This is a genomic window from Acidisoma sp. L85, from assembly GCF_009765865.1.
GTDB lineage: Bacteria > Pseudomonadota > Alphaproteobacteria > Acetobacterales > Acetobacteraceae > Acidisoma.
Genome location: NZ_LMUQ01000005.1, coordinates 29846 through 51897, shown reverse-complemented (window position 1 = coordinate 51897; position 22052 = coordinate 29846). Strand labels below are relative to the sequence as shown.

At 65.4% G+C, this 22052-nt stretch carries 20 protein-coding genes; 11 read left to right on the top strand and 9 right to left on the bottom strand.

Features of this window, described 5'->3' with window-relative positions; translation table 11 throughout:
* Positions 1-83: 83 nt before the first annotated feature.
* The gene (rpmB, locus tag GSQ83_RS00545) at positions 84-383 is read left to right on the top strand and encodes a 50S ribosomal protein L28 (RefSeq protein WP_158800778.1); all 300 of its coding nucleotides are present in this window, start codon (positions 84-86) and stop codon (positions 381-383) included.
* Positions 384-735: 352 nt separating this feature from the next.
* On the opposite strand, the gene GSQ83_RS00540 is transcribed toward rpmB, so the two are convergent.
* Together GSQ83_RS00540 and GSQ83_RS00535 are read right to left on the bottom strand one after the other, a co-directional pair.
* Positions 736-2214 (bottom strand): NAD-dependent succinate-semialdehyde dehydrogenase, encoded by a 1479-nt coding sequence (locus GSQ83_RS00540; protein ID WP_158800777.1) that lies wholly within the window; start codon positions 2212-2214, stop codon positions 736-738.
* A gap of 114 nt (positions 2215-2328) precedes the next feature.
* Entirely contained in the window at positions 2329-3363 is a 1035-nt protein-coding gene (locus GSQ83_RS00535; protein WP_158800776.1) for a LacI family DNA-binding transcriptional regulator, read from the bottom strand.
* A gap of 147 nt (positions 3364-3510) precedes the next feature.
* On the opposite strand from GSQ83_RS00535, the gene GSQ83_RS00530 reads away from it, so the two are divergent.
* Entirely contained in the window at positions 3511-4584 is a 1074-nt protein-coding gene (locus GSQ83_RS00530; protein WP_158800775.1) for a fatty acid desaturase family protein, read from the top strand.
* Between the two features lie 36 nt (positions 4585-4620).
* Complete coding sequence (locus GSQ83_RS00525) at positions 4621-4941, top strand: MocE family 2Fe-2S type ferredoxin (protein ID WP_158800774.1); 321 nt, start codon at positions 4621-4623, stop codon at positions 4939-4941.
* Between the two features lie 105 nt (positions 4942-5046).
* On the opposite strand, the gene GSQ83_RS00520 is transcribed toward GSQ83_RS00525, so the two are convergent.
* Both GSQ83_RS00520 and GSQ83_RS00515 read right to left on the bottom strand, forming a co-directional pair.
* Positions 5047-5712, bottom strand: coding sequence for a hypothetical protein (locus GSQ83_RS00520; protein WP_158800773.1), 666 nt, complete (start codon positions 5710-5712; stop codon positions 5047-5049).
* Positions 5693-7003 (bottom strand): mannosyltransferase family protein, encoded by a 1311-nt coding sequence (locus GSQ83_RS00515; protein WP_158800772.1) that lies wholly within the window; start codon positions 7001-7003, stop codon positions 5693-5695. Before GSQ83_RS00515 ends, GSQ83_RS00520 begins: the two co-directional genes overlap by 20 nt.
* 151 nt (positions 7004-7154) lie before the next feature.
* On the opposite strand from GSQ83_RS00515, the gene GSQ83_RS00510 reads away from it, so the two are divergent.
* Positions 7155-10256 (top strand): glycosyltransferase, encoded by a 3102-nt coding sequence (locus tag GSQ83_RS00510; protein ID WP_158800771.1) that lies wholly within the window; start codon positions 7155-7157, stop codon positions 10254-10256.
* Between the two features lie 7 nt (positions 10257-10263).
* Here the strand turns inward: GSQ83_RS00510 and GSQ83_RS00505 are convergent, their stop codons facing one another.
* The gene (locus GSQ83_RS00505) at positions 10264-11688 is read right to left on the bottom strand and encodes a DHA2 family efflux MFS transporter permease subunit (RefSeq protein WP_158800770.1); all 1425 of its coding nucleotides are present in this window, start codon (positions 11686-11688) and stop codon (positions 10264-10266) included.
* Between the two features lie 40 nt (positions 11689-11728).
* On the opposite strand from GSQ83_RS00505, the gene GSQ83_RS00500 reads away from it, so the two are divergent.
* The 7 genes from GSQ83_RS00500 (at position 11729) to hpf (ending at position 17745) form a co-directional block, all read left to right on the top strand.
* Positions 11729-11959, top strand: coding sequence for a hypothetical protein (locus GSQ83_RS00500; protein WP_158800769.1), 231 nt, complete (start codon positions 11729-11731; stop codon positions 11957-11959).
* A gap of 33 nt (positions 11960-11992) precedes the next feature.
* Entirely contained in the window at positions 11993-12979 is a 987-nt protein-coding gene (locus GSQ83_RS00495) for an SIS domain-containing protein (protein ID WP_158800768.1), read from the top strand.
* Positions 12976-13668 carry an LPS export ABC transporter periplasmic protein LptC gene (gene lptC, locus GSQ83_RS00490; protein ID WP_158800767.1) on the top strand — a complete coding sequence of 231 codons (693 nt, stop codon included), beginning with the start codon at positions 12976-12978 and terminating at the stop codon, positions 13666-13668. Before GSQ83_RS00495 ends, lptC begins: the two co-directional genes overlap by 4 nt.
* A 53-nt stretch (positions 13669-13721) precedes the next feature.
* The gene (locus tag GSQ83_RS00485) at positions 13722-14726 is read left to right on the top strand and encodes an LptA/OstA family protein (RefSeq protein WP_158800766.1); all 1005 of its coding nucleotides are present in this window, start codon (positions 13722-13724) and stop codon (positions 14724-14726) included.
* 31 nt (positions 14727-14757) lie between these two features.
* Entirely contained in the window at positions 14758-15522 is a 765-nt protein-coding gene (gene lptB / locus GSQ83_RS00480) for an LPS export ABC transporter ATP-binding protein (RefSeq protein ID WP_158800765.1), read from the top strand.
* A gap of 44 nt (positions 15523-15566) precedes the next feature.
* A complete protein-coding gene (gene rpoN / locus GSQ83_RS00475; RefSeq protein WP_158800764.1) occupies positions 15567-17036 on the top strand; it encodes an RNA polymerase factor sigma-54 in 1470 nt (489 codons plus the stop codon).
* Between the two features lie 109 nt (positions 17037-17145).
* Positions 17146-17745 carry a ribosome hibernation-promoting factor, HPF/YfiA family gene (gene hpf / locus GSQ83_RS00470; RefSeq protein WP_158800763.1) on the top strand — a complete coding sequence of 200 codons (600 nt, stop codon included), beginning with the start codon at positions 17146-17148 and terminating at the stop codon, positions 17743-17745.
* A 145-nt stretch (positions 17746-17890) separates the two neighbouring features.
* On the opposite strand, the gene GSQ83_RS00465 is transcribed toward hpf, so the two are convergent.
* From GSQ83_RS00465 to GSQ83_RS00450, 4 genes are read right to left on the bottom strand one after another with little or no spacing between them, the layout of a single operon-like run.
* Positions 17891-18985, bottom strand: a complete 1095-nt coding sequence (locus GSQ83_RS00465) for a sulfate/molybdate ABC transporter ATP-binding protein (RefSeq protein WP_158800762.1) — start codon at positions 18983-18985, stop codon at positions 17891-17893.
* Positions 18985-19830, bottom strand: a complete 846-nt coding sequence (gene cysW / locus GSQ83_RS00460) for a sulfate ABC transporter permease subunit CysW (protein ID WP_158800761.1) — start codon at positions 19828-19830, stop codon at positions 18985-18987. The genes GSQ83_RS00465 and cysW overlap by 1 nt, the downstream gene beginning before the upstream one ends.
* Positions 19823-20740, bottom strand: a complete 918-nt coding sequence (cysT, locus tag GSQ83_RS00455; RefSeq protein ID WP_158800760.1) for a sulfate ABC transporter permease subunit CysT — start codon at positions 20738-20740, stop codon at positions 19823-19825. Before cysT ends, cysW begins: the two co-directional genes overlap by 8 nt.
* A complete protein-coding gene (locus GSQ83_RS00450; RefSeq protein ID WP_305782226.1) occupies positions 20737-21774 on the bottom strand; it encodes a sulfate ABC transporter substrate-binding protein in 1038 nt (345 codons plus the stop codon). The genes cysT and GSQ83_RS00450 overlap by 4 nt, the downstream gene beginning before the upstream one ends.
* Positions 21775-22052: the final 278 nt, after the last annotated feature.

The following is a 22052-nucleotide window of genomic DNA, read 5'->3' as shown; positions in this document are numbered from 1 at the left end:
TTTGGCGATAAGCCCGCCTCTCCCGGGTGGCGGGCGTGAGATTTAAGCACGCACGCGCCCCGATTGTTGTTTTGAGGTTTCTGATGTCCCGTCGCTGCGAGATCACTGGCAAGACTGTGCAATCTGGCAACAATGTCAGCCATGCGAATAACAAGACGCGTCGCCGGTTCCTGCCAAATCTGCAAGACACCTCGATGATGTCCGATATTCTCGGCGCGCCGATCAGCCTGCGGGTGACCACGAACGGTATCCGCACGATTGAGCACAATGGCGGCATCGACAACTTCCTGCTGACCACGGCCTCGCGCCAGCTGACGCCTGAGGCGAAAATCCTCAAGCGCCGTCTTGAGCGCGCCCAGGCCCGCAAGGCCGCCGCGGCCTAAGGTTTCGCTGCGGGGCGCGGCTCCGCGGATTGGTGGATATGGAAAGGCCCCCGGGAAACCGGTGGGCCTTTTTGGTTTGTGGGTAAGCCGATCCCTCCTCGGAGGAAGGATCAGATTGTGCTGATCTGATACAGAACCGCGACCCAAACATCCGTCATGGCACGCGAAGGCGTGCCATCCACGCCTTGCCTTCGTCCCGCAAGGAAAGGCGTGGATGCCCGGCCTTCGCCGAGCATGACGTGGTGGGATGAGCACGGCTAAACCAAGAAACTCCGCTCCAGAGCCACGCCGGTGGGTGCCTTCCCCACCCCCATCCCCTCCCTTGCGGGGAGGGGAGTCGCCACTGGAGCCCTTAGCCGCCGAGGCCGCCGAGGGTGATGTATTTGATTTCGAGGTAGTCTTCGATGCCGTATTTGCTGCCCTCACGGCCGAGGCCCGAGGACTTCATGCCGCCGAAAGGCGCGACCTCGGTGCTGATGACGCCCTCATTGATGCCGACGATGCCGTATTCCAGTGCCGAGGAGACGCGGAAGATGCGGCCGACGTCCCGCGCGTAGAAATATGCCGCGAGACCGAACTCCGTGTCGTTGGCGAGCCTGATCGCCTCCTCTTCGGTCTTGAAGCGGAACAGCGGCGCCACTGGCCCAAAGGTTTCCTCCGAGAAGATTTTTGCTTCACGTGGAACATTCGCCAGCACCGTGGGCTGGAAGAAAGTGTGGCCCAAGGAATGCGGCTTGCCGCCGGTCACGATGGTCGCGCCATGGCTCACCGCGTCGGCGATATGCTCCTGGACCTTCTCGACGGCGGCCTTGTTGATGAGCGGGCCCTGGGTTGCACCGGCCACCATGCCGTCGGAGACCTGCAGCGCCTCGACCGCCACTTTGAACTTGGCAGCGAAGGCGTCATAGACGCTGTCCTGCACCATGATGCGGTTCGCGCAGACGCAGGTCTGTCCGGTGTTGCGGAACTTGCAGATGATCGCGCCCTTTACCGCCTCATCGAGATCGGCATCGTCGAACACGATGAACGGCGCATTGCCGCCGAGTTCCATGCTGGTCTTCTTGATGGTGGGCGCGCATTGGGCGAGGAGCTGAGCGCCGACTTCCGTGCTGCCGGTGAAGGTGAGCTTGCGCACCAGCGGGTTGGAGGTGAGTTCCGCGCCCATGATGCGGCTCGCACCCGTCAGCACGTTGCAGACGCCGGCGGGCATGCCGGCGCGCTCGGCCAGGACGCCGAGGGCGAGGGCGGAGAAGGGCGTCTCGCTCGCCGGGCGGATGACGCCGGTGCAACCAGCGGCCCAGCCGGGACCGGCCTTGCGGGTGATCATCGCGGCCGGGAAGTTCCAGGGCGTGATGGCGGCGAAAACGCCGATCGGCTCCTTGGTCACCAGGATGCGGCGGCCTGGGCCGGTCTCGGGGATCACGTCGCCATAGATGCGCTTGCCCTCTTCAGCGAACCACTCGATGAAGCTCGCCGCATAGGCGATTTCGCCACGGCTTTCGGTGAGGGGCTTGCCCTGCTCGGCGGTCATGATGGTCGCCAGGTCTTCCTGGTTCTCCATCATAAGGTTGAAGAGCCTGCGCAGGATCGCCGCGCGCTCCTTGGCGAGAAGCTTGCGCCAGGCGGGCTGCACCCGGTTCGCGGCCTCGATCGCGCGGCGCGTCTCATCGGCGCCGCAGACGGGAACGTGACCGATGACGGCGCCCGTCGCCGGATTGGTGACCGCCATGGTCTTGCCGCTGTCGGCCTGGATCCATTTGCCGTCGAGCAGGTTGGCCTGCCGTAGCAGCGTGCTGTCCTTCAGCGGCAGCGTCGTGACCGTATCGAGCATGTGCTCACTCCCGTGCGGTTGTTTTGGGTTAGTGCCAGATTAGCAGACAGGCGTGGGGCTGCCCATTCCGCAGCCGGGGATCCGCATCCTGTTAAGGGGCGGCCGAGGGGTTGTTCAGGGGATATTCTCGGACACGAATATCTCGAAGGGCAAGAGGATCTGGCTCGGCGAGGCAGGCAGTGGCGCGCCAATCGCCGCTACCATGGCCTCGACGCATCGCGCGGCCAAAGGCCCTACGGGCGTGTTGAGCACCAGCGTCGCGATATCGTCGATGAGGGCGGCGCGGGTTTCCGGGGTCATCTCGTTGCAGACGAGGGTCGGGCGCTGTTCCGGCGGGGCGTCGCGCAGCGCCTGGATCACTCCCTCCACCCCGCCGCCACCGACATAGAGGCCGACGAGATCCGGGTGGCGCCGCAGCAGGGTGATGGTCGCTTCCTGGGCAATATGCGGGTCCTCCAGGTTGATCATCGTTTCCAGCAGCGTGAAGGCCGGGGCATGCTCGCGGAAATAGGAGCGGAAGCTGATCTCGGCGAGTTCCTGGCCGAGGTAGCGATGGCTGCCGAGCACGACGCCCACCGAGCCCGGGCGGCGCGCGGTTCGCGCGACGGTCCAGGCGGCGGTTCGCCCCACTTTGCGGCCGTCGAGGCCGATATAGCCGGCGCGGCCCTCAGCGGAGACATCGGAGAGCAGGGTGAAGCAGGGGACGCCGCGTTCGCGCAGCAAGGCCACCGCCTCAGAGACATGTGGATGGTCCAGGGCGACAATGCAGAGTGCATCAACCCCTGGCCCGAGTTCCTTCATCGTGGCGGCAACCGCGCTGGGGGTAAGTTCCTCCATGAAAGCAACGATCGGCCGGCCCCGGATGGCGGAGGCCGCTTCGGTGGCCGAAGTCAGAGCCTGCGCGAGCTGCTGGTAGAAGCTGGTGGCGCGTCGCTGGAGAAGGAAGCCGAGACGGCGCACGGGCAGCTCGCCCTCGACCCGGCGGCGCATGAGGGCGGCGGCGTGGAAGCCGAGGGACTCGGCGGCGCGCAGCACGCGGTTGGCAGTGTCCTCCCGCACCGGATGGCGCTGGTTCAGCACCCGATCCACGGTCGCGACGCTGACACCCGCGGCGCGTGCCAGATCGCTGATCGTCGCTCGCTGCGTCATGCTATCGCCATGCTCATTCTCTCATTCGGCTTGCAGGCGGTCATGATAGAATTTGCTAGGAATTATCGCAAGGCGTTGAGATCCTCGGCCGGGTTAGGCTAAAGCTGCGGCAACGGGTTCATAGAGCCTGATCAGAGGGAGCAGCCGATGTCTGCAGTCGTTCGCGACTATAGTCTTTCCGGGCCTCAGGGACGTGCCGCCGTGGAGGCAGGGCTTGCCTCCGCCGTCTGGTATTCCTCGCCGGTGGCGCGGAAGCAGATGAAGGAACTGATGAAGCGCAAGGATGGCCCGGCCATCCGGGACACGCTGATCTGGTTCGCTTCGCTGGCCGTGTTTGGCGGCCTCGGCATCGCCCTTTGGGGCAGCTGGTGGGCGGTGCCGTTCTTCGCGGTCTATGGCGTCCTGTATTGCTCGGCCTCCGACAGCCGCTGGCACGAATGCGGGCACGGCACGGCGTTCAAGACGCGCTGGATGAATGATGTCATCTATCAGATGGCCTCTTTCATGGTGCTGCGCGAGCCGACCTGCTGGCGCTGGAGCCACGCGCGCCACCACACCGATACGATCATCGTCGGGCGCGACCCGGAGATCGGTGTGCCGAGGCCGCCGAAAATGCTCAGCCTGCTCTCGAATTTTCTTGCCATCAACAGCGGCCTCAACGAGCTGCGCGAGGTGGCGATCCACACCTTTGGCTACCTGACGCCTGAGGAGCGCGGCTATATTCCCGAGATGGAGCAGCCGAAGGTGTTCCGCACGGCGCGGATCTGGGCCGTCATCATTCTCGGCGTGATCGCGCTGTCCTTCGTCCTGCATAGCTGGATGCCGCTGGTGCTGGTGGGTCTGCCGTCCTTCTACGGCGCCTGGCTCTACCTGGTCTTCGGCCTGACGCAGCATGCGGGGCTGGCGGAGGATGTGCTCGACCACCGGCTGAACTGCCGCACGGTCTATATGAATCCGATCTTCCGCTTCATTTATTGGAACATGAACTACCATGTGGAGCACCACATGTTCCCGATGGTTCCCTATCACGCGCTGCCGAGGCTGCATGCCGCGATCAAGGGCGATACGCCGCCGCCGTATCATGGGCTGCTGGAGACTTATCGGGAGATCATCCCGGCGGTGCTCCGCCAGCGTCACGACCCCGAATATCATGTGGTGCGCGTCCTGCCGGCGAATGCTCGTTCGGCTGAGGAACTTACCGCCCAGCCGATTGCTGCTTAAACTCCGACATCAAGACAGACGAGGAAAACGGGTCCAATGGCCGAGAAGAGCTGGGTGGAAGCCTGCAAGACCGATGATGTCGAGGCGGAGGATGTGATCCGCTTCGACCATTCGGGACGCACCTTCGCCGTCTATCGCAGCGAGGACGACGAATATTACGCGACGGACGGGCTTTGCACCCACGAGAAGGTGCATCTCGCGGATGGGCTGGTGATGGGCAACATCATCGAATGCCCGAAACATAACGGCCGCTTCGATTATCGTACCGGTGACGCGAAGGGTGCGCCCGTCTGCGTGAACCTGCGAACCTATCCCGTCCGTGTCGAGGATGGCGCCGTTCTCATCGATATTGGTTGAGTCTGACCGCTTCGCGGCAATAAGCGTTGAATGTCGGCGTTCACCGCACCGTCGAGGTGCGGCGGCGCGAGCAGACATGAACTCGACCCATGTGCTGCGGCGCCGCTATCTGCGGTCGATGCTCCACAGCATCGCGCCGGAATATTGCGGCGTGTCACTCATATTCAGGGCGTGCAGCGCTTCGGGCTGAGGCGCGCGTAGGGTGATGGTGACGAGGCGCGGCCGGTCAGGGCCGGTGGCGGGCAAAGGCAGGGTCAGCACTCTCCTCTGGCCGACGCGCAGAGTGATGGGCAGAGCGGAGACGCCATCCACCTCAGGCTCAATAACCACGGATGAGACGCGGTTGGCGATGCGGGGCGGTGCGTAACCTTCCAGCGTAAGCTCCGCCGCGGTTTGGCCGGGCTGCACGGGAAGAACGATCCGCGCCATCCCGGTGCGAATGAAGACCTGGCCATTGGGCGTGCGGCGGGTGCCGAGCGCCCAGCCTTCCGGTAGCAGGCTGCAGGTCTCGCGATGATCGAGCTGGTCGATGCGCAGGGTGCCGGAGCGTTGCGCGAGATACGGATCGGCACGCGCCGCCGCCTGTTCCTCCGGCGGCAGCCAGCAGCTTTGGCTGCGCGTCATATAGACTGCGCGGTATTGCGGGCTGACCTGCGGCGCCCAGAGTGCCGCCGCCATGACGGCGCCTTCCCCACCCATCAGCGCGAGACCGAGACACAAGGCGCCAGCGGCGAGCGGGCGCTTGGGGGATTTAAGAAAGGATCGGCGCATTCGTGTACCAGCCTAGCATCATGAGAAGCTGAAACGCGCCGAGTGCCACCGTCACTCCCCAGAAGACGCGGGGCAAGAAACTGCCGCGCAGGATGCGGAATAGCGCGAGGATCGTGATCGGGTTGGTCAGCAGGAATCGCGGGAGGGATTGCAGGCCGGCCGTGCTCGCCATCAGGATGCTGGCGCCGATCAGCCAGGCCTCGGCGTAGCGACCCACCAGTGCCTGGCGGAGCGCAAGCACCAGACCGAGGATGCCTACCGCCGCCTCGACCGACAGGCTTTCATGGGCGGGCGAGGCGAAAACCTGCGACCAGTCATGAGCCACCAAACCCTCCCAGAGGAAATCCCAGGGCGGGAGGGAATGCCGATGCCAGGCGGCCTGGACATGCCCGAAGGCGAGGCCGTCACCGACATGCCAATAGAGATAAGCGACGAAGCCGACGAGGCCGAGTGGTGCGATCGCCAGCGGTAGAATGAGGGCGGCGGCGTGGCCGATGGGGTCGCGCCGCAAAGCGCCGCTGTGCCAGGCGCCCCAGAGCATGCGCAGCCGCTCGACGGCGATCACCGGCACCATTAGCAGGCCGGTCGGTCGCGTGGCATCGAGCAGAGCGCAGCCGATCGCGGAGCCTACCGGGCGCTGGCGAATGAGGGCGAAGAGCGAGGCCGTCATCAGCAGCGCGTAGAGCGCCTCGGAATAGGGCATCGAAAAATACAGCGTGCCGGGCCAGAGGGTGAGAAAGCCGAGCCAGGCGAGGAGGGGCGCGAAGCCTTCGGCTTTCGTGCGATCGGTGGCGGTGTGGCGCAGGTAGAGGGCGCCAAGGGTGCCGAAGGCGATGAAGCAGGCGGTCGAGAGCATCACGCCGGCGGCGGTCAGCGCCGCGTCGCTCAGCCGCAGCGCCGCGAAGATGCCGAGCAGCATCGGGTAAAGCGGGAAGAAGGCCCAGTTGGCGGTATTGCCGGCCGTATCGCCGCGTGAGGTGAGGTCGTAGCCGTGCCGCGCGGTGTCCTGGTACCAGTAGCAGTCATATTTGCAGATCGCGTGGGCGAAGCCGCCGTGGCCATCAGCGATCAGCACATAGAGCGCAAGTCGCAGCAGCGAAAACAGGCCGAGCAACACAACCGTCACGAGGATTGGATGAGCTGTGCAAAGCTCTCGGGCGCGAATAGCGAGGGTGTCGGAGATTGGGCGCCGCCGTTGTGGCAGCAAAACCGGTGGCGAGGCGCCACCTGCCAGAGCCTCCGCAGCAGCGACCCCGCCATCCGGCATCGGCTCGATCAGTCGCTGCGACACAGGGGGTAGTCCTTTTTTTGGTCGAAGATATCATTCAAGCGACTGATTAGGGCGGAAGACAGGCGGAATCACGGCTGCACTGGCCGGGCCTCGTCCCGAAAAAGCATTAGGTGCTTAGTTCGCACTTGCACAATAATGTTCCGATCGGGTAATGGACGGCGAGTCGTACAGATATTGCGGTTGGGTGAAGCAACTGAAGGGCAATCTCGACGCTGTGTTCACCGGGGAGGGTTTTGTCCTTCTCACGGGCTGGCTTGCGGAGTCAGGCGGCGTCAGGCCTCCGCCGGCCGCGGTCGTCACTTTATGGGACGGCGCGCAACTGCCGCTTCGCGCTTATCACACGCGGCCGGACCTCACCGAGACGGGTCTTGGCGCCTGCGCGTTCCAGTTGGTCGCACCGGTCGACGGCGAACTCCCGGCGGAAGCGGGGATCACCACCTCGGCCGATGGGCTGGCGCCGCTGGCCTTCTCGCTTGCCACCGTCCGCCATGCGCCCTTCGAACCGCTCGGCACGATCGAGCATGTCGGCCTGGACGGTGTTTGGGGCTGGATCTTCGATCCGGCGCTGCGGATTTCCGGCAAAGCGCCGGTGCTGCGTTTCGACGGCTGGCTTGATGTGCCGCTCAAACTCGACGTGCCCCGCGGCGACTTGCCCTTCGAGGCGGCCCGAACACAGCCCTTCGGCTTCCATCTGCCGCTCCGCGCCTTGCTGACGAGGATCGCCGCGCGCGAACCAAACCTGTTTCTGCTGGACGGGGGCAGTCATCGCTACGAGTTGATCTGCGACGACCGCGCGGTGGTCGCGCTGGATGCCGATCTGGCGCCGGCCGTTTCGGGTCGGGTCGAGAAGATCGACAAGAGCCGGCTGCACGGCTGGGCCGTGGCCCGAGAGTTTCCCGATCTCGCCTTGGACATCGAGATTCTCGCGGATAATACGCCGCTCGCGACGGTGAGCGCGGATCGGGCGCGCATCGATCTGAAGCGAGAGCGGATTTCGCAAACCATCGGCGGTTTTCGTCTGCCGCTTGGTCTTACGCCGTCGGAGGGTGGCCGTACGCAACTAGCTGCCCGGCCGCTCGGCTCGGCCAAGCTGTTGCGTGGCGTGGTCGAGGCCGAACTCGTCCCGCAGGCGTCGCGTGGCGGGCTGGTGCCGCATCTCATTCCGTCCCTTGCCGCGCGGGGCATCGCGGTCATCGTGCCGATCTATAACGCGGCCGAGGATCTGGCGCTGTGTCTGGAGAGCCTGGTGGCCTGGACCACCCTGCCGGCGCGTCTCATCCTGCTCGACGATGCGAGCCCCGATCCGGCGGTGAGGGAAGCGCTGTCGCGCTACGAAGGGCGAGCCGGGGTCGAGATCCATCGCAGCGCGGAGAATCGCGGTTTCACCCGTAGCTGCAACCATGGCATTGCCCTGGCGGGGCGAGACGATGTCGTGCTGCTCAATTCGGATACGGCGGTGGGACCGCGCTGGCTGGAGGGGCTGCGCGCGGCGGCCTACAGCCACCCGAGGCACGGTTCGGCGACGCCGATGTCGACCAACGCGGGCATCTTCTCCTTTCCGCATTCGGGGACCGACAATGCGCTGGCGGGCGGCACGATCGAAACCGCCGCGCGGCTGGCGGCTCAGGGGGCCGGGCCGTTCTATCCGACGGTGCCGACTGGCCATGGTTTCTGCCTCTATCTGCGGCGTGATTGCCTGGACGAGACGGGTGGTTTCGACGAGGCGGCTTTCCCACGTGGTTATGGGGAGGAGAACGACCTTTGCCTGCGTGCGCGGGGGCTCGGCTGGACTCACGTGTTGGATGACCGCACGCTGGTCTTCCACAAGCGTTCCGCGAGTTTCAAGGAGGCTCAGAGCGAGCTAATCCTGCGGGCGCGCGAAACGCTGGATGTGCGCTATCCGGAATACGGCGCGCTGGTGGATGCGATGAAGCGCGATCCGCTCATCGCGGCGGCGCGGTGGCGGATGCAGGCGGGAGCCGCCCGGCTCAAGCGGGAATCGATCCGCCCGCGCGTGCTCTTCGTGGTGTCGACCGAGACGGGCGGCACGCCGCAGACCAATCGTGACCTCATGGCGGCGCTCGCGGATCGCTATGACGCCTGGCTTCTGCGTTGCGATGCGGAGAGGTTGCTGCTCTATCGCGCGGAGGACGGTTTCGCGCGACCTGTCGAGACATTGGAGCTGCCGCAGCCGATCAAGATGGCTGACCACCGCTCCCATGATTACGACGAGCTTGTCGGTGGCATTCTTCTGCGCCGCGCGATCGAGCTTGTGCATATCCGCCACCTGGGCTGGCATAGCATCGACCTGCCGCGCGTCGCGCAGCGTTTCGGCGCGCCGGTGGTGATGTCCTTCCACGACTTCTACACCGTCTGTCCCACCGTCAAACTGCTCGACGAGAACCGCCGCTTCTGCGCCGGGCGCTGCACGGAAGGCGATGGCTATTGCCAGGCGGAGCTTTGGCCGGCGTCCGAGGTGCCGCATCTCAAGCATCGCTTCGTTCATCGCTGGCGCGACAAGATGCGGCTCTCGCTCGCGGCTTGCGACGCCTATGTGACGACGTCCGCATCGGCCGCGGGGATTGTCTCAGATGCGTTTCCGGCTGTCGCGGCCAAGGGATTCGACGTTATCCCGCACGGCCGGTCCTTCGAGGCGATGGCCAATGTCGCGAGCGTCCCCGCCAAGGGCGAGCGGCTGCGGGTGTTGTTGCCGGGCAATCTCTCGCCGGCCAAAGGCTCGCATCTGGTGAACGAGCTTGCGGCGATGGCTGGGGACAGCGTGGAATTCCATATCCTCGGCGATCCCGGGATTGTCAGTGCTTCCGCCAATGTCGTGCTGCATGGTCGCTATCAGCGTGACGAATTCGCCGCCCGCGCGGCCGAGATCCGCCCGCATCTCGGCGCGATCTTCTCGATCTGGGCGGAGACCTGGAGTCACACGCTGACCGAGATGTGGGCCTGTGGTCTGCCGGTGCTCGCGCTCGATATTGGCGCGGTCGCGGAGCGCATTGCTCGGCAGGGTGGCGGCTGGCTAATGCCGGTGGAGAGCACGGCGACGGAGCTTCTCGCCCGGCTGCAGAGTCTGGCGGCGAAGCCGGCGGAGTTCACGCGCGCCCGGAAGGAGGTGCGCCGGTGGCAGGAGGGCGAGGGCGTCACTTACGACACAGCGGCGATGGCGGCGGAGTATGACCGGGTCTATCGGCGCGTTCTGACGGGCCGCCGCGCCTTTGCGGCGGTTTCGGGGGAGCTGTAGAGTCTTCTCAGGCGGCCCGGTGCCCGCTCATTTCGGCACCCGCGGTGGCGGGCAAGCGGGCGCAGAACGGCCCCGAGAGCAGCGACACCGCACTGACCACGAGAAAGGCGATGTGGAAGTCGCCGAGGTCCGGGACATGCCGCCCGGCGAGGCTCGATGTCGCGGAGAGTGCCGCGGCGGCGAGGCAGATTCCCAGCGAGAGCATCAATTGCTGGAAGACGGTGTAGAAGCCGGTGGCGGCGCTCATGCGCTCGGGCCGCAGGTCGGCATAGGCGATGGTGTTGTAGGCGGTGAATTGCAGCGACTGGAAGAAGCCTCCAACCAGAAGCACCGCGTAGATCAGCGGCATCGGTGTGCCAGGCTGGAACGTGGCGCAGGCGGCGATGCAGGCGGTGGCGAGGAGCTGGTTCCAGATCAGCGTATTGCGAAAGCCGAAGCGCCTTAGAATTGGCCCGGCGACGAATTTCATCACCATCGCGCCGGCCGCCGTGGTGAAGGTGATCAGGCCACTTTGCGCGGCGCTGAAGCCGAAGCCGAGCTGCATCATCATCGGCAGCAGGAACGGCACCGCGCCCCAGGTGATGCGCGAGAGGGAGCCGGCTATGGTCGAGACCCGGAAGGTCTGAATCCGCATCAGCCGCAGATCCAGAATCGCGTTGGAGCGGCGACGTGCGTAGAGGATATAGGCTGCGCCGCCGAGGATGCCGCCGAGTAGCAGGAGGATCCCCTCCCGCGTGTCAGAACCGCGCGTCGCCAGCGTGAAGCCGAAGGTGAGGCAGGCGAGGGTGACGCCGGAGAGCAGGAAACCCGGCAGATCGAACCGCAGGCCGCCGCCCTCGCGGATATCGGGGATCAATAGGGTCGACAGGATCGCGCCAAGCACGCCGATCGGGATGTTGATGTAGAAGATCCAGCGCCAGGACAGATAGGTGGTGATGAAGCCGCCGAGCGGCGGGCCGATCACCGGCCCGATCAGCGCCGGGATCAGGAACCAGGCCATCGCCGAGACCATGTCTTTCTTCGGTACCGCGCGCAGCAGGATGAGGCGGCCGACCGGAATCATCATGGCGCCCCCCGCCCCCTGGATGACCCGAGCGGCCACCAGCAGCGACAGGCTCGGCGCCTGGGCGCAGAGGATGGAGCCCAGAGTGAAGAGGATGATGGCGCCGTTGAAGACGCGCCGGGTGCCGAAACGGTCGGCGATGACCCCGCTCGCCGGGATGAAAATGGCCAGGCTGAGCAGATAGGAGGTAAGCGCCACGCTCATGTGCAGCAGCTTGACATCGAAGCTGCGGGCCATTGCCGGCAAGGACGTCGAGATCACCGTCGCGTCCAACTGCTCCATGAACAGCGCGACCGCGACAATGAGGGCGATGACGCGAAAACTGGGTGCGTTCGGGGAGGATTTGGCTACCGGCAAAGTCAGGCCCATGTCCTTAGGATGAGCCGCGCGGCGACCGCCGCAAAGCGCGGTGCTGACCGCGAAGGCTGCGGATTCCGCAACCCTGCGTCATGGGATCGCCTTGGCGGTATCTCGCGAGACGACTGATTACCAATTTGCCATGTCGCTGCCGCTTTTGGATGACTATAACGCCAGCGTGAAATATGCAGTGCGGAAAGTTGATCGCGCGTCCGCCGAGTCGGAAAGCATTTCTTCACCGCTTCATTTTGGCGCTGCCGCTCCGCCGGCCCCGCTTGGCTAGCTCGAGACCCTTCTGGATGAGTCTGAACCTGGCATGACGGCCGTGACCACCCTCGCTTCCGACCACGACCTCGCGGTCGCCCGGAGAGTGCTCGCCACCGAGGCGGACGCCCTCGGAGCGCTGGCGCATGGGCTCGACGGTAGTTTTGGCCGGGCTGTGTCGCTGCTGTTCCGCGCCGAGGGGCGGGTCATCGTCACCGGCATGGGCAAGTCGGGGCATATCGCCCGGAAAATCGCGGCGACCTTTGCCTCCACCGGCACGCCTGCCCATTTCGTCCATCCCGGCGAGGCTTCCCACGGCGATCTCGGCATGATCCTGCCGGGAGATGCGGTGCTGGCACTGTCCAATTCGGGCGAGACCGCCGAACTCGCCGATCTGGTGGCCCATAGCCGGCGCTTCGGGCTCAGCCTGATCGCCATGACGGCGCGCGGCGAAAGCACGCTGGCGCTGGCCGCCGACGTCGTGCTGGTGCTGCCCGAGACGGAAGAGGCTTGCCCAATGGGGTTGGCGCCGACCACCAGCACCACGATGCAGCTGGCACTTGGCGATGCGCTCGCGGTGGCGCTGCTGACACGGCGAGGGTTTACGGCCACCGACTACCGCCAGTTTCACCCCGGCGGCCGTCTGGGCGCGAAGCTCAAGCGGGTCAGCGAACTCATGCGGCACGGCGATGCGCTGCCCTTGGCGCCGCCCGGGATGATCATGGCCGACGCCCTGCTCGTGATGACCGAGAAGGCGGTGGGCTGCCTCGGGGTCGTTGATGACGATGGCGTACTAACGGGCATCATCACGGACGGAGACCTGCGCCGCGCCATGGGGCCTGGACTACTAACGCAGTCGGTGGGACAGGTGATGCGTGCGGCGCCGCGTGTCGTCTCGCCCGATCTTCTGGCGGTCGAGGCTTTGCACCGGATGAACGCGAAGGGGCCGCCGATCACCAGCCTTTTCGTGGTCGATTCAGGGAGCCGCCCGGTTGGGCTGCTCCATATCCATGATCTTTTGCGTGCGGGGGTTGCATGAGCGCCATTCCGGATCGTCTGGGTCTGCTGAGCCGCTCCGACGCGGATACGGCGCTCCAGGCGAATCGCCCGCATTGGCGTGGACGGCGGCTGCCCTCGGCGAACAAGCTGGCGCGTCGCCGCATCCTGGTTGTGTGGCTGAAACGCCTGCTGCCGGTGGGCGCGCTGGCGCTGCTGAGCCTGGTTGTGCTGTGGCCCGAGATCGGCAACCGGCACAATCCCGCTCGGATTTCCTACCATATCGCGCCAGGCACTGAGGCGTCGAGCCAGGGTAGTATGACCAAGGCGCATTACCAGGGCGTGGACGATTCCGGCCGTCCCTTCACTTTGACCGCCGCCCAGGCCGTGCAGAACGATGCGGAGCACGTGACCCTGACGCAGCCGGCCGGGGACATCACGCTGAAGGGCGGGGCCTGGCTTATGGTTCAGTCACGCGCCGGGCTCTATCATACCCACGTGCAGCATCTCGACCTCAGCGACCACGTGACCCTTTATCGCGATGACGGCACCACGCTGCGCACCCATGCCGCCGTCGTGAACCTGAAGAACGACACCGCGAAGGGCCAGGACCCGGTCAGCGCGGAAGGCCCCTTCGGCACGCTCGACGCGAAGGGCTTTACGCTGACGGACCACGGGACCCGTATTTTCTTCACAGGGCCGGCCAAGCTGGTCCTGAACGGGGGGTCATGAACCCGGCTTTCGCTAGCACGCGTAATCCGGCCTCCCTGCGAGCGATAAGACGGATGAGGCGCCAAGGCGGCGCCGTGGCCCTCGGCGTGCTGCTGGCGGCCGCGGCCGGAGGTGGTGTGTCGTCACCTGTCGCCGCGCAGGCGCTGAACCTCTCGAAGGGCGGTCCGATCTCCATCACCTCGCAAGGCGGGATCGAGTGGCGGCAGATGCAGCAAGAGGTGATTGCCGATCAGTCCGCGAAAGCGGTGCGCGGCAATGTGACGATTACCTCGGACCAGCTTATCGCCCATTACCGCAAGAAACCGGCGGCACCCGGCCAGAAGCCGGCTGCGGCGCCGGCCGCGCCCTCGGCTCCGACTGGGTTGCCCGGCGATGGCAGCGAAGGGGGAAACGAGATCTACCTGCTGGAGGCGCGGGGCGCCGTCCATATCTACACGCCGACGGACCAGGCTTTCGGGGACCATGCGGCCTATGACATGGACCAGGCGGTGCTGGTGCTGACCGGCGCGCACCTCAAGCTCGCGACGGCTGACTACGTGATCACTTCGCGCGATTCCCTCGAATACTGGTCGAGCCAGCATATGGCGGTGGCGCGGGGCAACGCGGTGGTCGTCACCAAGGATGGCCGCCGCATCGCGGGCGACGTGCTGGTTGCTTATACCGATGCGACACCGGCGCCGGGCCAGGCGGCCGCCCCGGCGGGCAAGGCGACCGCTCAGAACGCGGCGGATCCCGTCGATCCCTCGGGCAAGCTCAAGCGCGTCGATGCGATCGGCCATGTCGTCGTTCAGACCGCGACCGATATCGTGCAGGGCGATCGCGGCGTTTACGTGCCTTCGATCGGGATCGCTCGTCTGGCGGGCAATGTTCACATCACCCGTGGCCAGAACGAGCTGACGGGCGCCGAGGCGCTGGTCAATATGAAGACCGGCGTGTCCCGTCTGCTCGCGCATCCCGGCGCGCGGGTGGAGGGGCTGATCATGCCCAACCAGGCCGCCCAGGCGACGACAACCGCGCCCGCACCCGAAAAGCGGCCGAAGGTCCATCCCGCGCCTTGACCTCCGCCGCCAAGACGCAACACGAGGGCGCATGAGAGAACCAACCCGCGCGGGCCCCGTAGCGCCCGTCAACCGCAGCGGCCTCGTCGCGCGAGGCCTCGGCAAAAGCTTCAAGCAGCGGCCAGTGGTCAAAGGCGTGTCGCTCACCGTCAAGCGTGGCGAGGCGGTGGGCCTGCTCGGTCCCAATGGCGCCGGCAAGACCACGACCTTCTACATGATCATGGGCCTCGTCCGCCCCGACAGCGGCGAGATCACGCTCGACGGCAACACGATCACAGCGCTGCCGATGTATCGCCGCGCCCGCCTGGGGATCGGCTACCTGCCGCAGGAGGCGAGCGTCTTTCGCGGCCTCAATGTCGAGCAGAACATCAAGGCGGTGATCGAGATCAGCGAGCCGGATGCCGACAAGCAGCAGATCATGCTGGACGGACTTCTCAACGAATTCGGTATCGCGCATTTGCGCCGCACGCCCTCGCTCGCGCTGTCCGGCGGCGAGCGGCGGCGGGTGGAGATCGCCCGGGCCCTGGCGACGCGGCCAGGCTATATCCTGCTCGACGAGCCGCTGGCGGGCATCGACCCCATCGCGGTGGGCGAAATCCGCGATCTGGTTTCCCATCTCAAGCATCGCGGCATCGGGGTGCTGATCACCGATCACAACGTGCGCGAGACCCTCGAAATCATCGATCGGGCCTATATCCTGCATGACGGGCAGGTGCTGATGGAGGGACGCCCCTCCGAAGTCGTGAGCCACGAGGATGTACGTCGAGTCTATCTCGGAGAGCGTTTCAGCCTGTAGTCTGCCGGCTCACCCTCAGGTGCGGAGGTTCTAGCCTGACAGCCATGGCGCTCGGACCAAGGATCGGACCACAGCTATCGCTTCGCCAGTCGCAGACGCTGGTGATGACTCCGCAGCTCCGGCAAGCCATCAAGCTGCTGCAGTATTCCAACCTCGAACTCGCCGACTTCGTGCAGGAGGAACTTGACCGCAATCCGTTGCTGGAGCGGGAAGAAGCGGCCGAGCCCGGCGAAGAGGCACTATCCGAGCGCGTGGCGCCCAATGACGACCTGGTGGCGGCGGTGGGCGCGTTTCAGGCGGACGGCGGGGCTGAGCCGATCGCCGAAGCGGTTGCCGACCGGATCGAGGAAGCGGCGGGTGCCGTTTCGTCGCGCGCGGATTGGACCGAGAGCCGGGTCTCCGATGGGCAATGGGAGGCGAGCGACCGCGCTGAGTCGCCGTGGTCCTTGCGGGAACATCTGGCGCAACAGCTCCGGCTCGGCTTTTCCGACGACACCGATCGGCTGATCGGTGCCCAGCTCATCGGCGCGCTGGATGGCGCCGGCCGCATGACGGTGACGCCGGCCGAGGTGGCCGACGGGCTGGTGGTGCCTCTGGCGCGTGTCGAGGCCGTGCGCGAGCGGATGATGGGATTCGATCCGGTCGGGCTTTTCGCCCTCGACCTGCGGGAATGCCTCCGCGCCCAGCTTATCGACCGCCGGCGCCTCGACCCGGCGATGGCTTGCCTGGTCGATAACCTCGATCTTCTGGCGCGGCGCGATCACGCCCGTCTGGCGACTCTTTGTCACGTCACGCAGGGCGCGCTCGCCGTGATGATCACGGAACTCAAGAGCCTCGATCCCAAGCCGGGCGCACGGGAAGAAGGGACCCCGCTACAGCCCTTGATACCGGACGTGCTTCTGCGCCCCGTCGCCGAGGGCGGATGGTATATTGAGCTTAATCGCGAGACGTTGCCGCGGGTGCTCGTCAATTACGATCTCCATGCTCATGTATTGGGACGTGCGGGACCGGAGGATCGGGCTTTTTTGTCTGAGCGGCTGCAGAATGCGAATTGGCTGGTGAAGTCTCTCCACCAGCGGGCGCAGACGATCCTGAAGGTGACGGCCGAGGTGGTGCGGCGACAGGATGGCTTTTTGCGTCACGGCGCTTCGCATCTGCGGCCATTGACGCTGCGGGAGATCGCCGATGCTATCAGCATGCATGAGAGCACCGTCAGCCGGGTAACGGCCAATAAATCTATCGCCACGCCGCGTGGCGTTTTCGAACTTAAATTCTTGTTTACCAACGCAATTGCCGGAACAGATGGCGAGATTTTCAGCGCTGAAGCGATACGTCATCGCATCCGGGCGCTGATCGGCGCTGAGAGCCAAGCTGATATTCTGTCCGATGATGCGATTGTGGCGATCCTGCGCCAGGAGGGCGTAGACATAGCCCGCCGGACCGTGGCCAAGTATCGTGAGGCGCTGCGCATTCCCGCCTCGCTCCAGCGAAAGCGGGACAAGACAGCCGCCTGAGCCAAGGCATTGACTCCTCGCCGCGAACGCCCAGTGATTCATATTAGGGAAACCGGCTTTGGCGATGATGCCGTGCGTGCAGCGTTGGCCAAGAACATCGGGGGACAGAATGCAGATCACCGTTTCCGGCAAGCAGGTCGATCTTTCAGACGCATTGCGTGAGCGCGTCTCGGGGATGCTGGATACGATCTCGCGAAAGTATTTCGGTTCTGCCTTGGAGGCCCAAGTTACTTTCAGCCGTGCCCGCAGTTTCTTTACCTGTGACATCAATATGCATGCGGGCCGCGGTCTCACTTTACGAGGCGAGGGCGAAGCGGCTGATGCGAATGCCGCGTTTGATGATGCCGCTGAGCATATCGCTAAGCGACTGAGGCGCTATCGGCGGCGCGTGAACGAGCATGCGCGTGACGGCGCGCAGCGGGACACGCCCAGTGAAGCCGAGAATGCACAGCATTACATTCTTCATCAGCAGGAGGAGGAACAGGAGGATGACTCCGAAACTCCGCCCGGCCCAACGGGACATTTCGCGACCGTGGTCGCCGAGAATCCGGCGGTGATTGTGCATTTGACCGTTGGTGAAGCGGTCATGCGGATGGATCTGGCGGATCAGCCGCTCATGATGTTCCGCAATAGCGTGACAGGGCAATTGAACGTCGTTTATCGCCGGCAGGACGGCAATATCGGCTGGATCGATCCCGCCGCGGTTTGACAGGCGCGCATACTCCTACGTCATGCTCGGCGAAAGCCGAGCATCCACGCCTTCCTTGTTTCCCGCAGGCGAGGGGTGGATGGCACGCCTTCGCGTGCCATAACCGATCCTTGAGCCGCGCGGCCTAAACCAAAGATATCACGCATCAAGACACCGCCCAGTGCAGCGGCTCATCCATGGTTCCCCGCCCATCGGCAAAGAGAACGCCGCGGCGGGGTAGTGGCATGGCGGTGCCACCCGGCGTCAGACCTGACCCGGCGATACTGTCCAGCGGCAAGGCGGCGTAGAGGCTTCTGCCCTCGAGCAAAAACTCGACCCGCGCCCAGGGTCCACTCGGGGTGATGTGGCGGATCGTCGCGGGTCCAGACGGGTCCGCTCGCAGCCCAAGGTCATGCGGACGCACGAATAGCGTGGACTCACCATCGGCGACGGCGGCCGCGACGCCATTCTGTGCCGTCTGCGCGCCGCCGGCGGTGGCAAGCGCACCGGCCAGAAGGCGGCAGGGGATGTGGCTGGTCTCGCCGAGGAACTCGAAGACGAAGGGGTTGCGCGGGCGGGTATAGACTTCGTTCGGTGTGCCCACCTGCTCGACGCGTCCTTGCGACATGAGCACGATGCGGTCGGAAAGCTCCAGCGCCTCCTCCTGGTCATGCGTCACCAACACGCCCGTAACGGCAACGCCATGATGCAGCTCCCGGAGCCACTGCCCGAGTTCCTTGCGAACCTTGGCGTCCAGCGCGCCGAAGGGCTCGTCCAGCAATAGCAATCGCGGCTCGATCGCCAGGGCGCGCGCCAGGGCCACGCGTTGCCTCTGGCCACCGGAAAGCTCGGCGGGGTAGCGCTTCTCGAGCCAGCTCAGTTGGACGAGGTCGAGCAGCTCCTTCACGCGCTTGTTGATATCCGCGCGGCTCGGACGTTCGGCGCGGGGGCGGACGCGGAGGCCGAAGGCGATGTTCTCGAACACCGTCATGTGCCGGAACAGCGCGAAATGCTGGAAGACGAAACCGACGCCACGTTCGCGTGGCGGGCGCATCACGTTGTCCTCGCCATTGATCAGAACCTGGCCGCGATCCGGCATCTCCAGACCCGCGACGATCCGCAGCAGCGTGGTTTTGCCGGAGCCGGAGGGACCGAGCACGGCCACGAGTTCGCCGGGCGCGATTTCCAGCGTGACATCGTGCAGGGCCGTATAGTCGCCGAAGCGACGGGACACGCCCTGAATGGCGACATGGGCGGGCATCAGGCGATCCGCGCCTCCCGCTGGGCGCCGAGGAAGCGCCGTTCCAAAATCGTCTTGGCGACCAGCGTCAGCAAGGCGAGGCAGGCGAGGAGGGAGGCGACGGCGAAGGCGGCGACGATGTTGTAGTCGTCATACATCGCCCGGATATGCAGCGGCATGGTGTCGGTCAGCCCCAGGATATTGCCCGACACCACCGAGACGGCGCCGAATTCGCCCATCGCGCGGGCATTGCTGAGCAGAACGCCATAGAGCAGGCCCCAGCGCAGCTTAGGCAGCGTCACGCGCAGGAAGGTCTGCCAGCCCGAAGCGCCAAGCAGGATCGCGGCCTCCTCCTCCTCGGCGCCTTGCTCCTGCATCAACGGAATGAGTTCGCGCGCGACGAAGGGCAGGGTCACGAAGATGGTCGCGATGATCATGCCGGGCAGCGCGAAGATGATGCGGAGGTCATGCGTCTCCAGCCACTGTCCGAACCAGCCTTGCCGTCCGTAGAGCAGCACCAGCATGAGACCGGCCACCACTGGCGAGACCGAGAACGGCAGATCCAGCACCGTGAGGATGAGGCTGCGGCCGGGGAAGGCGAAGCGCGCGAGGCACCAGGAGGCGGCCAGGCCGAAGATCACGTTCACGACCAAGGTCACTGCCGCGACCAGCAGCGTCAGACGGATCGCCGAGAGCGCATTGGGATCGGCGATGCCGGCGAGATAGGCCGGAATGCCGGAGGCGAAGGCCTGCGCGAAGACCGTGACCAAGGGCAACAGCAAGAACAGCGTCATGAAGAGCAGCGCTACCGCGATGAGCGCGATGGTCCAGCCGCCTTGATGAGGCGAGGCCGCGCGGTCACGCATGCCGGGGACTGAGCGTGAGGCGTTGCAGAAGCGTGATGCCGAGCAGCACGCAGAAGGACAGCACGAGCATCAGCGTGCCGATCGCGGCGGCGCCGTTGAAGTCGAATTCCTCGAGCCGGTTCACGATCAGCAGCGGCACGATCTCGGATTGCATGGGCCGATTGCTGGAAATGAAGATGACGGAGCCATATTCGCCGAGCGCGCGGGCGAAAGCCATCGCGAAACCGGAACAAAGCGACGGCAGGATCGCCGGCAGAAGCACGCGGCGGAAGATCTGCAAGGGGTTGGCTCCGAGCGTGGTCGCCGCCTCCTCCTGCTCCGCCTCAAGATCCTGCAGAACGGGCTGCACGCTGCGAACGACGAAGGGCAGGCCGACGAAGGTGAGCGCGACATAGACGCCGGCCACCGTGTAGGCGACATGAATGCCCAGAGGCGCGAGCAGGGCGCCGAGCCAGCCGTTAGGGGCATAGAGGGTGGAAAGGGCGATGCCGGCCACCGCCGTCGGCAGGGCGAAGGGCAGATCGACCATGGCATCGGCCAGGCGCCGTCCGGGAAAGCGCGTGCGGACCAGGACCCAGGCGATGAGCAGGCCGAAGATCGCGGAGGTCACGGCCGCAAGCAGCGAGCAGACGAGACTGACCCGGAAGGCTCCCTGAACGCGCGGCGAGGCGAGCAGTTTCGTGAAGCCGGACCAGCCCAGACTGGTCGCATCGCCCATCATCGCCGCGAGCGGCAGGAGAACGATGATGCTGAGAACGAGCAGGGTTATCCCGAGGCTGAGGCCGAAGCCCGGCAGAATACTATGCCGGGGGAACCAGCCGACGCGGCGCTGCCGGACGGGGAGCACCGCGTCGCGTCGCGGATGCGCCGGAAGGGCCGGGGATGGCGCCTCCCTTCCGGCCTCCGTCATCGGCTCCCGCCATAGACCTGATCGAAGACCCCGCCATCCGCGAAGAAGCGCTGCTGCGCCGTGGTCCAGCCGCCGAAGGTGGCGATGGTGAACATCTTAATGGCCGGGAATTGCGCCGCGAAGCGTTGCGCGACCTCCGTGAGGCGCGGCCGGTAGAAATGGCGGGCGCAGATCTCCTGCGAGGCGGGGGTGTAGAGGTTCTGGAGATAGGCTTCGGCGATCGCCCGGGTGCCGCGCCGGTCGGCTACCTTGTCCACGACGGCGACGGGGGGCTCGGCGAGGATGCTGATGGAGGGCGTCACGATCTCGAAGTTCTTGCCGCCCTGCGCGATGGCGAGATGCGCCTCGTTTTCCCAGGAAATGAGAACGTCTCCGATACCGCGCCGGGTGAAGGTGAGCGTGGCGCCGCGCGAGCCGGCATCGAGCACCGGGACGTTTTGGAGCAGGGCCTTCGCATAGGCATCGGCCTTGGCGGGGCTGCCGCCATATTCCTCGAGCGCCCAGCCATAGGCCGCCAGGAAGCCCCAGCGCGCGCCGCCGGAGGTCTTCGGGCTTGGCATCACGACTTGCACGCCGGAACGGATGAGGTCTGGCCAATCCTTGATGCCACGCGGATTCCCTGCGCGGACCAGGAAGACGATCGTGCTGGTATAGGGCGTGCTGTTATCCGGCAGGCGTTCTTGCCACGCGGTCGAGAGCAGCCCGCTCTTTGCGATGGCGTCGATATCGTAGGCCAGGGCGAGGGTCACGATATCGGCATCTAGCCCGCTGATGACCGCACGCGCCTGGGCGCCGGAACCGCCGTTGGAGACGCGCACCGCCAGGTCATCGCCGGTCTTGCGTTTCCACAGGGTCGCGAAGGCGGAATCGTAATCGGCGTAAAGCTCCCGCGTCGGGTCATAGGATACGTTGAGGAGCGTTTTCCTCACGCCGGCCAGGGCACTGGAGCGCCGGGCCGCGAAGGCGGAGGCGCCGAGCCCGGCGGCTCCGAGACGCACGGCGGCGCGACGGCTGAGGGGATATTTGCCAACCACGAACGCTCTCCTGCTGGCTAATGCCACGGCCCCGGAGGCGCGGCGAGGGCGGCATCTGGGGCGAAGACGGTGCCCGAATCAAGGGCGCCGATGACCGGGGCGGCGCGCTCCGGCCCGAAGCCACTGACGAGTCAGGGCAGAGTTTCCTATCGGACAACGAAAGTGGTTGGAAATTCTCTATGACGTCGGTTATCGAGTTACGAATTTCTTTAGTTCGTAGGTAGTATTGTATTTCGTGGAAAAATGTTCTCCTTAGGAGTTCCTCTCGCTACAGGCTG

What these genes read in the sequence shown, in the direction of transcription:
- rpmB (WP_158800778.1), top strand. Translation starts at nt 84, where the DNA reads ATGTCCCGTCGCTGCGAGATCACTGGCAAGACTGTGCAATCTGGCAAC.
- GSQ83_RS00540 (WP_158800777.1), bottom strand. Translation starts at nt 2,214, where the DNA reads ATGCTCGATACGGTCACGACGCTGCCGCTGAAGGACAGCACGCTGCTA.
- GSQ83_RS00535 (WP_158800776.1), bottom strand. Translation starts at nt 3,363, where the DNA reads ATGACGCAGCGAGCGACGATCAGCGATCTGGCACGCGCCGCGGGTGTC.
- GSQ83_RS00530 (WP_158800775.1), top strand. Translation starts at nt 3,511, where the DNA reads ATGTCTGCAGTCGTTCGCGACTATAGTCTTTCCGGGCCTCAGGGACGT.
- GSQ83_RS00525 (WP_158800774.1), top strand. Translation starts at nt 4,621, where the DNA reads ATGGCCGAGAAGAGCTGGGTGGAAGCCTGCAAGACCGATGATGTCGAG.
- GSQ83_RS00520 (WP_158800773.1), bottom strand. Translation starts at nt 5,712, where the DNA reads ATGCGCCGATCCTTTCTTAAATCCCCCAAGCGCCCGCTCGCCGCTGGC.
- GSQ83_RS00510 (WP_158800771.1), top strand. Translation starts at nt 7,155, where the DNA reads ATGGACGGCGAGTCGTACAGATATTGCGGTTGGGTGAAGCAACTGAAG.
- GSQ83_RS00505 (WP_158800770.1), bottom strand. Translation starts at nt 11,688, where the DNA reads ATGGGCCTGACTTTGCCGGTAGCCAAATCCTCCCCGAACGCACCCAGT.
- GSQ83_RS00495 (WP_158800768.1), top strand. Translation starts at nt 11,993, where the DNA reads ATGACGGCCGTGACCACCCTCGCTTCCGACCACGACCTCGCGGTCGCC.
- lptC (WP_158800767.1), top strand. Translation starts at nt 12,976, where the DNA reads ATGAGCGCCATTCCGGATCGTCTGGGTCTGCTGAGCCGCTCCGACGCG.
- GSQ83_RS00485 (WP_158800766.1), top strand. Translation starts at nt 13,722, where the DNA reads ATGAGGCGCCAAGGCGGCGCCGTGGCCCTCGGCGTGCTGCTGGCGGCC.
- lptB (WP_158800765.1), top strand. Translation starts at nt 14,758, where the DNA reads ATGAGAGAACCAACCCGCGCGGGCCCCGTAGCGCCCGTCAACCGCAGC.
- rpoN (WP_158800764.1), top strand. Translation starts at nt 15,567, where the DNA reads ATGGCGCTCGGACCAAGGATCGGACCACAGCTATCGCTTCGCCAGTCG.
- hpf (WP_158800763.1), top strand. Translation starts at nt 17,146, where the DNA reads ATGCAGATCACCGTTTCCGGCAAGCAGGTCGATCTTTCAGACGCATTG.
- GSQ83_RS00465 (WP_158800762.1), bottom strand. Translation starts at nt 18,985, where the DNA reads ATGCCCGCCCATGTCGCCATTCAGGGCGTGTCCCGTCGCTTCGGCGAC.
- cysW (WP_158800761.1), bottom strand. Translation starts at nt 19,830, where the DNA reads ATGCGTGACCGCGCGGCCTCGCCTCATCAAGGCGGCTGGACCATCGCG.
- cysT (WP_158800760.1), bottom strand. Translation starts at nt 20,740, where the DNA reads ATGACGGAGGCCGGAAGGGAGGCGCCATCCCCGGCCCTTCCGGCGCAT.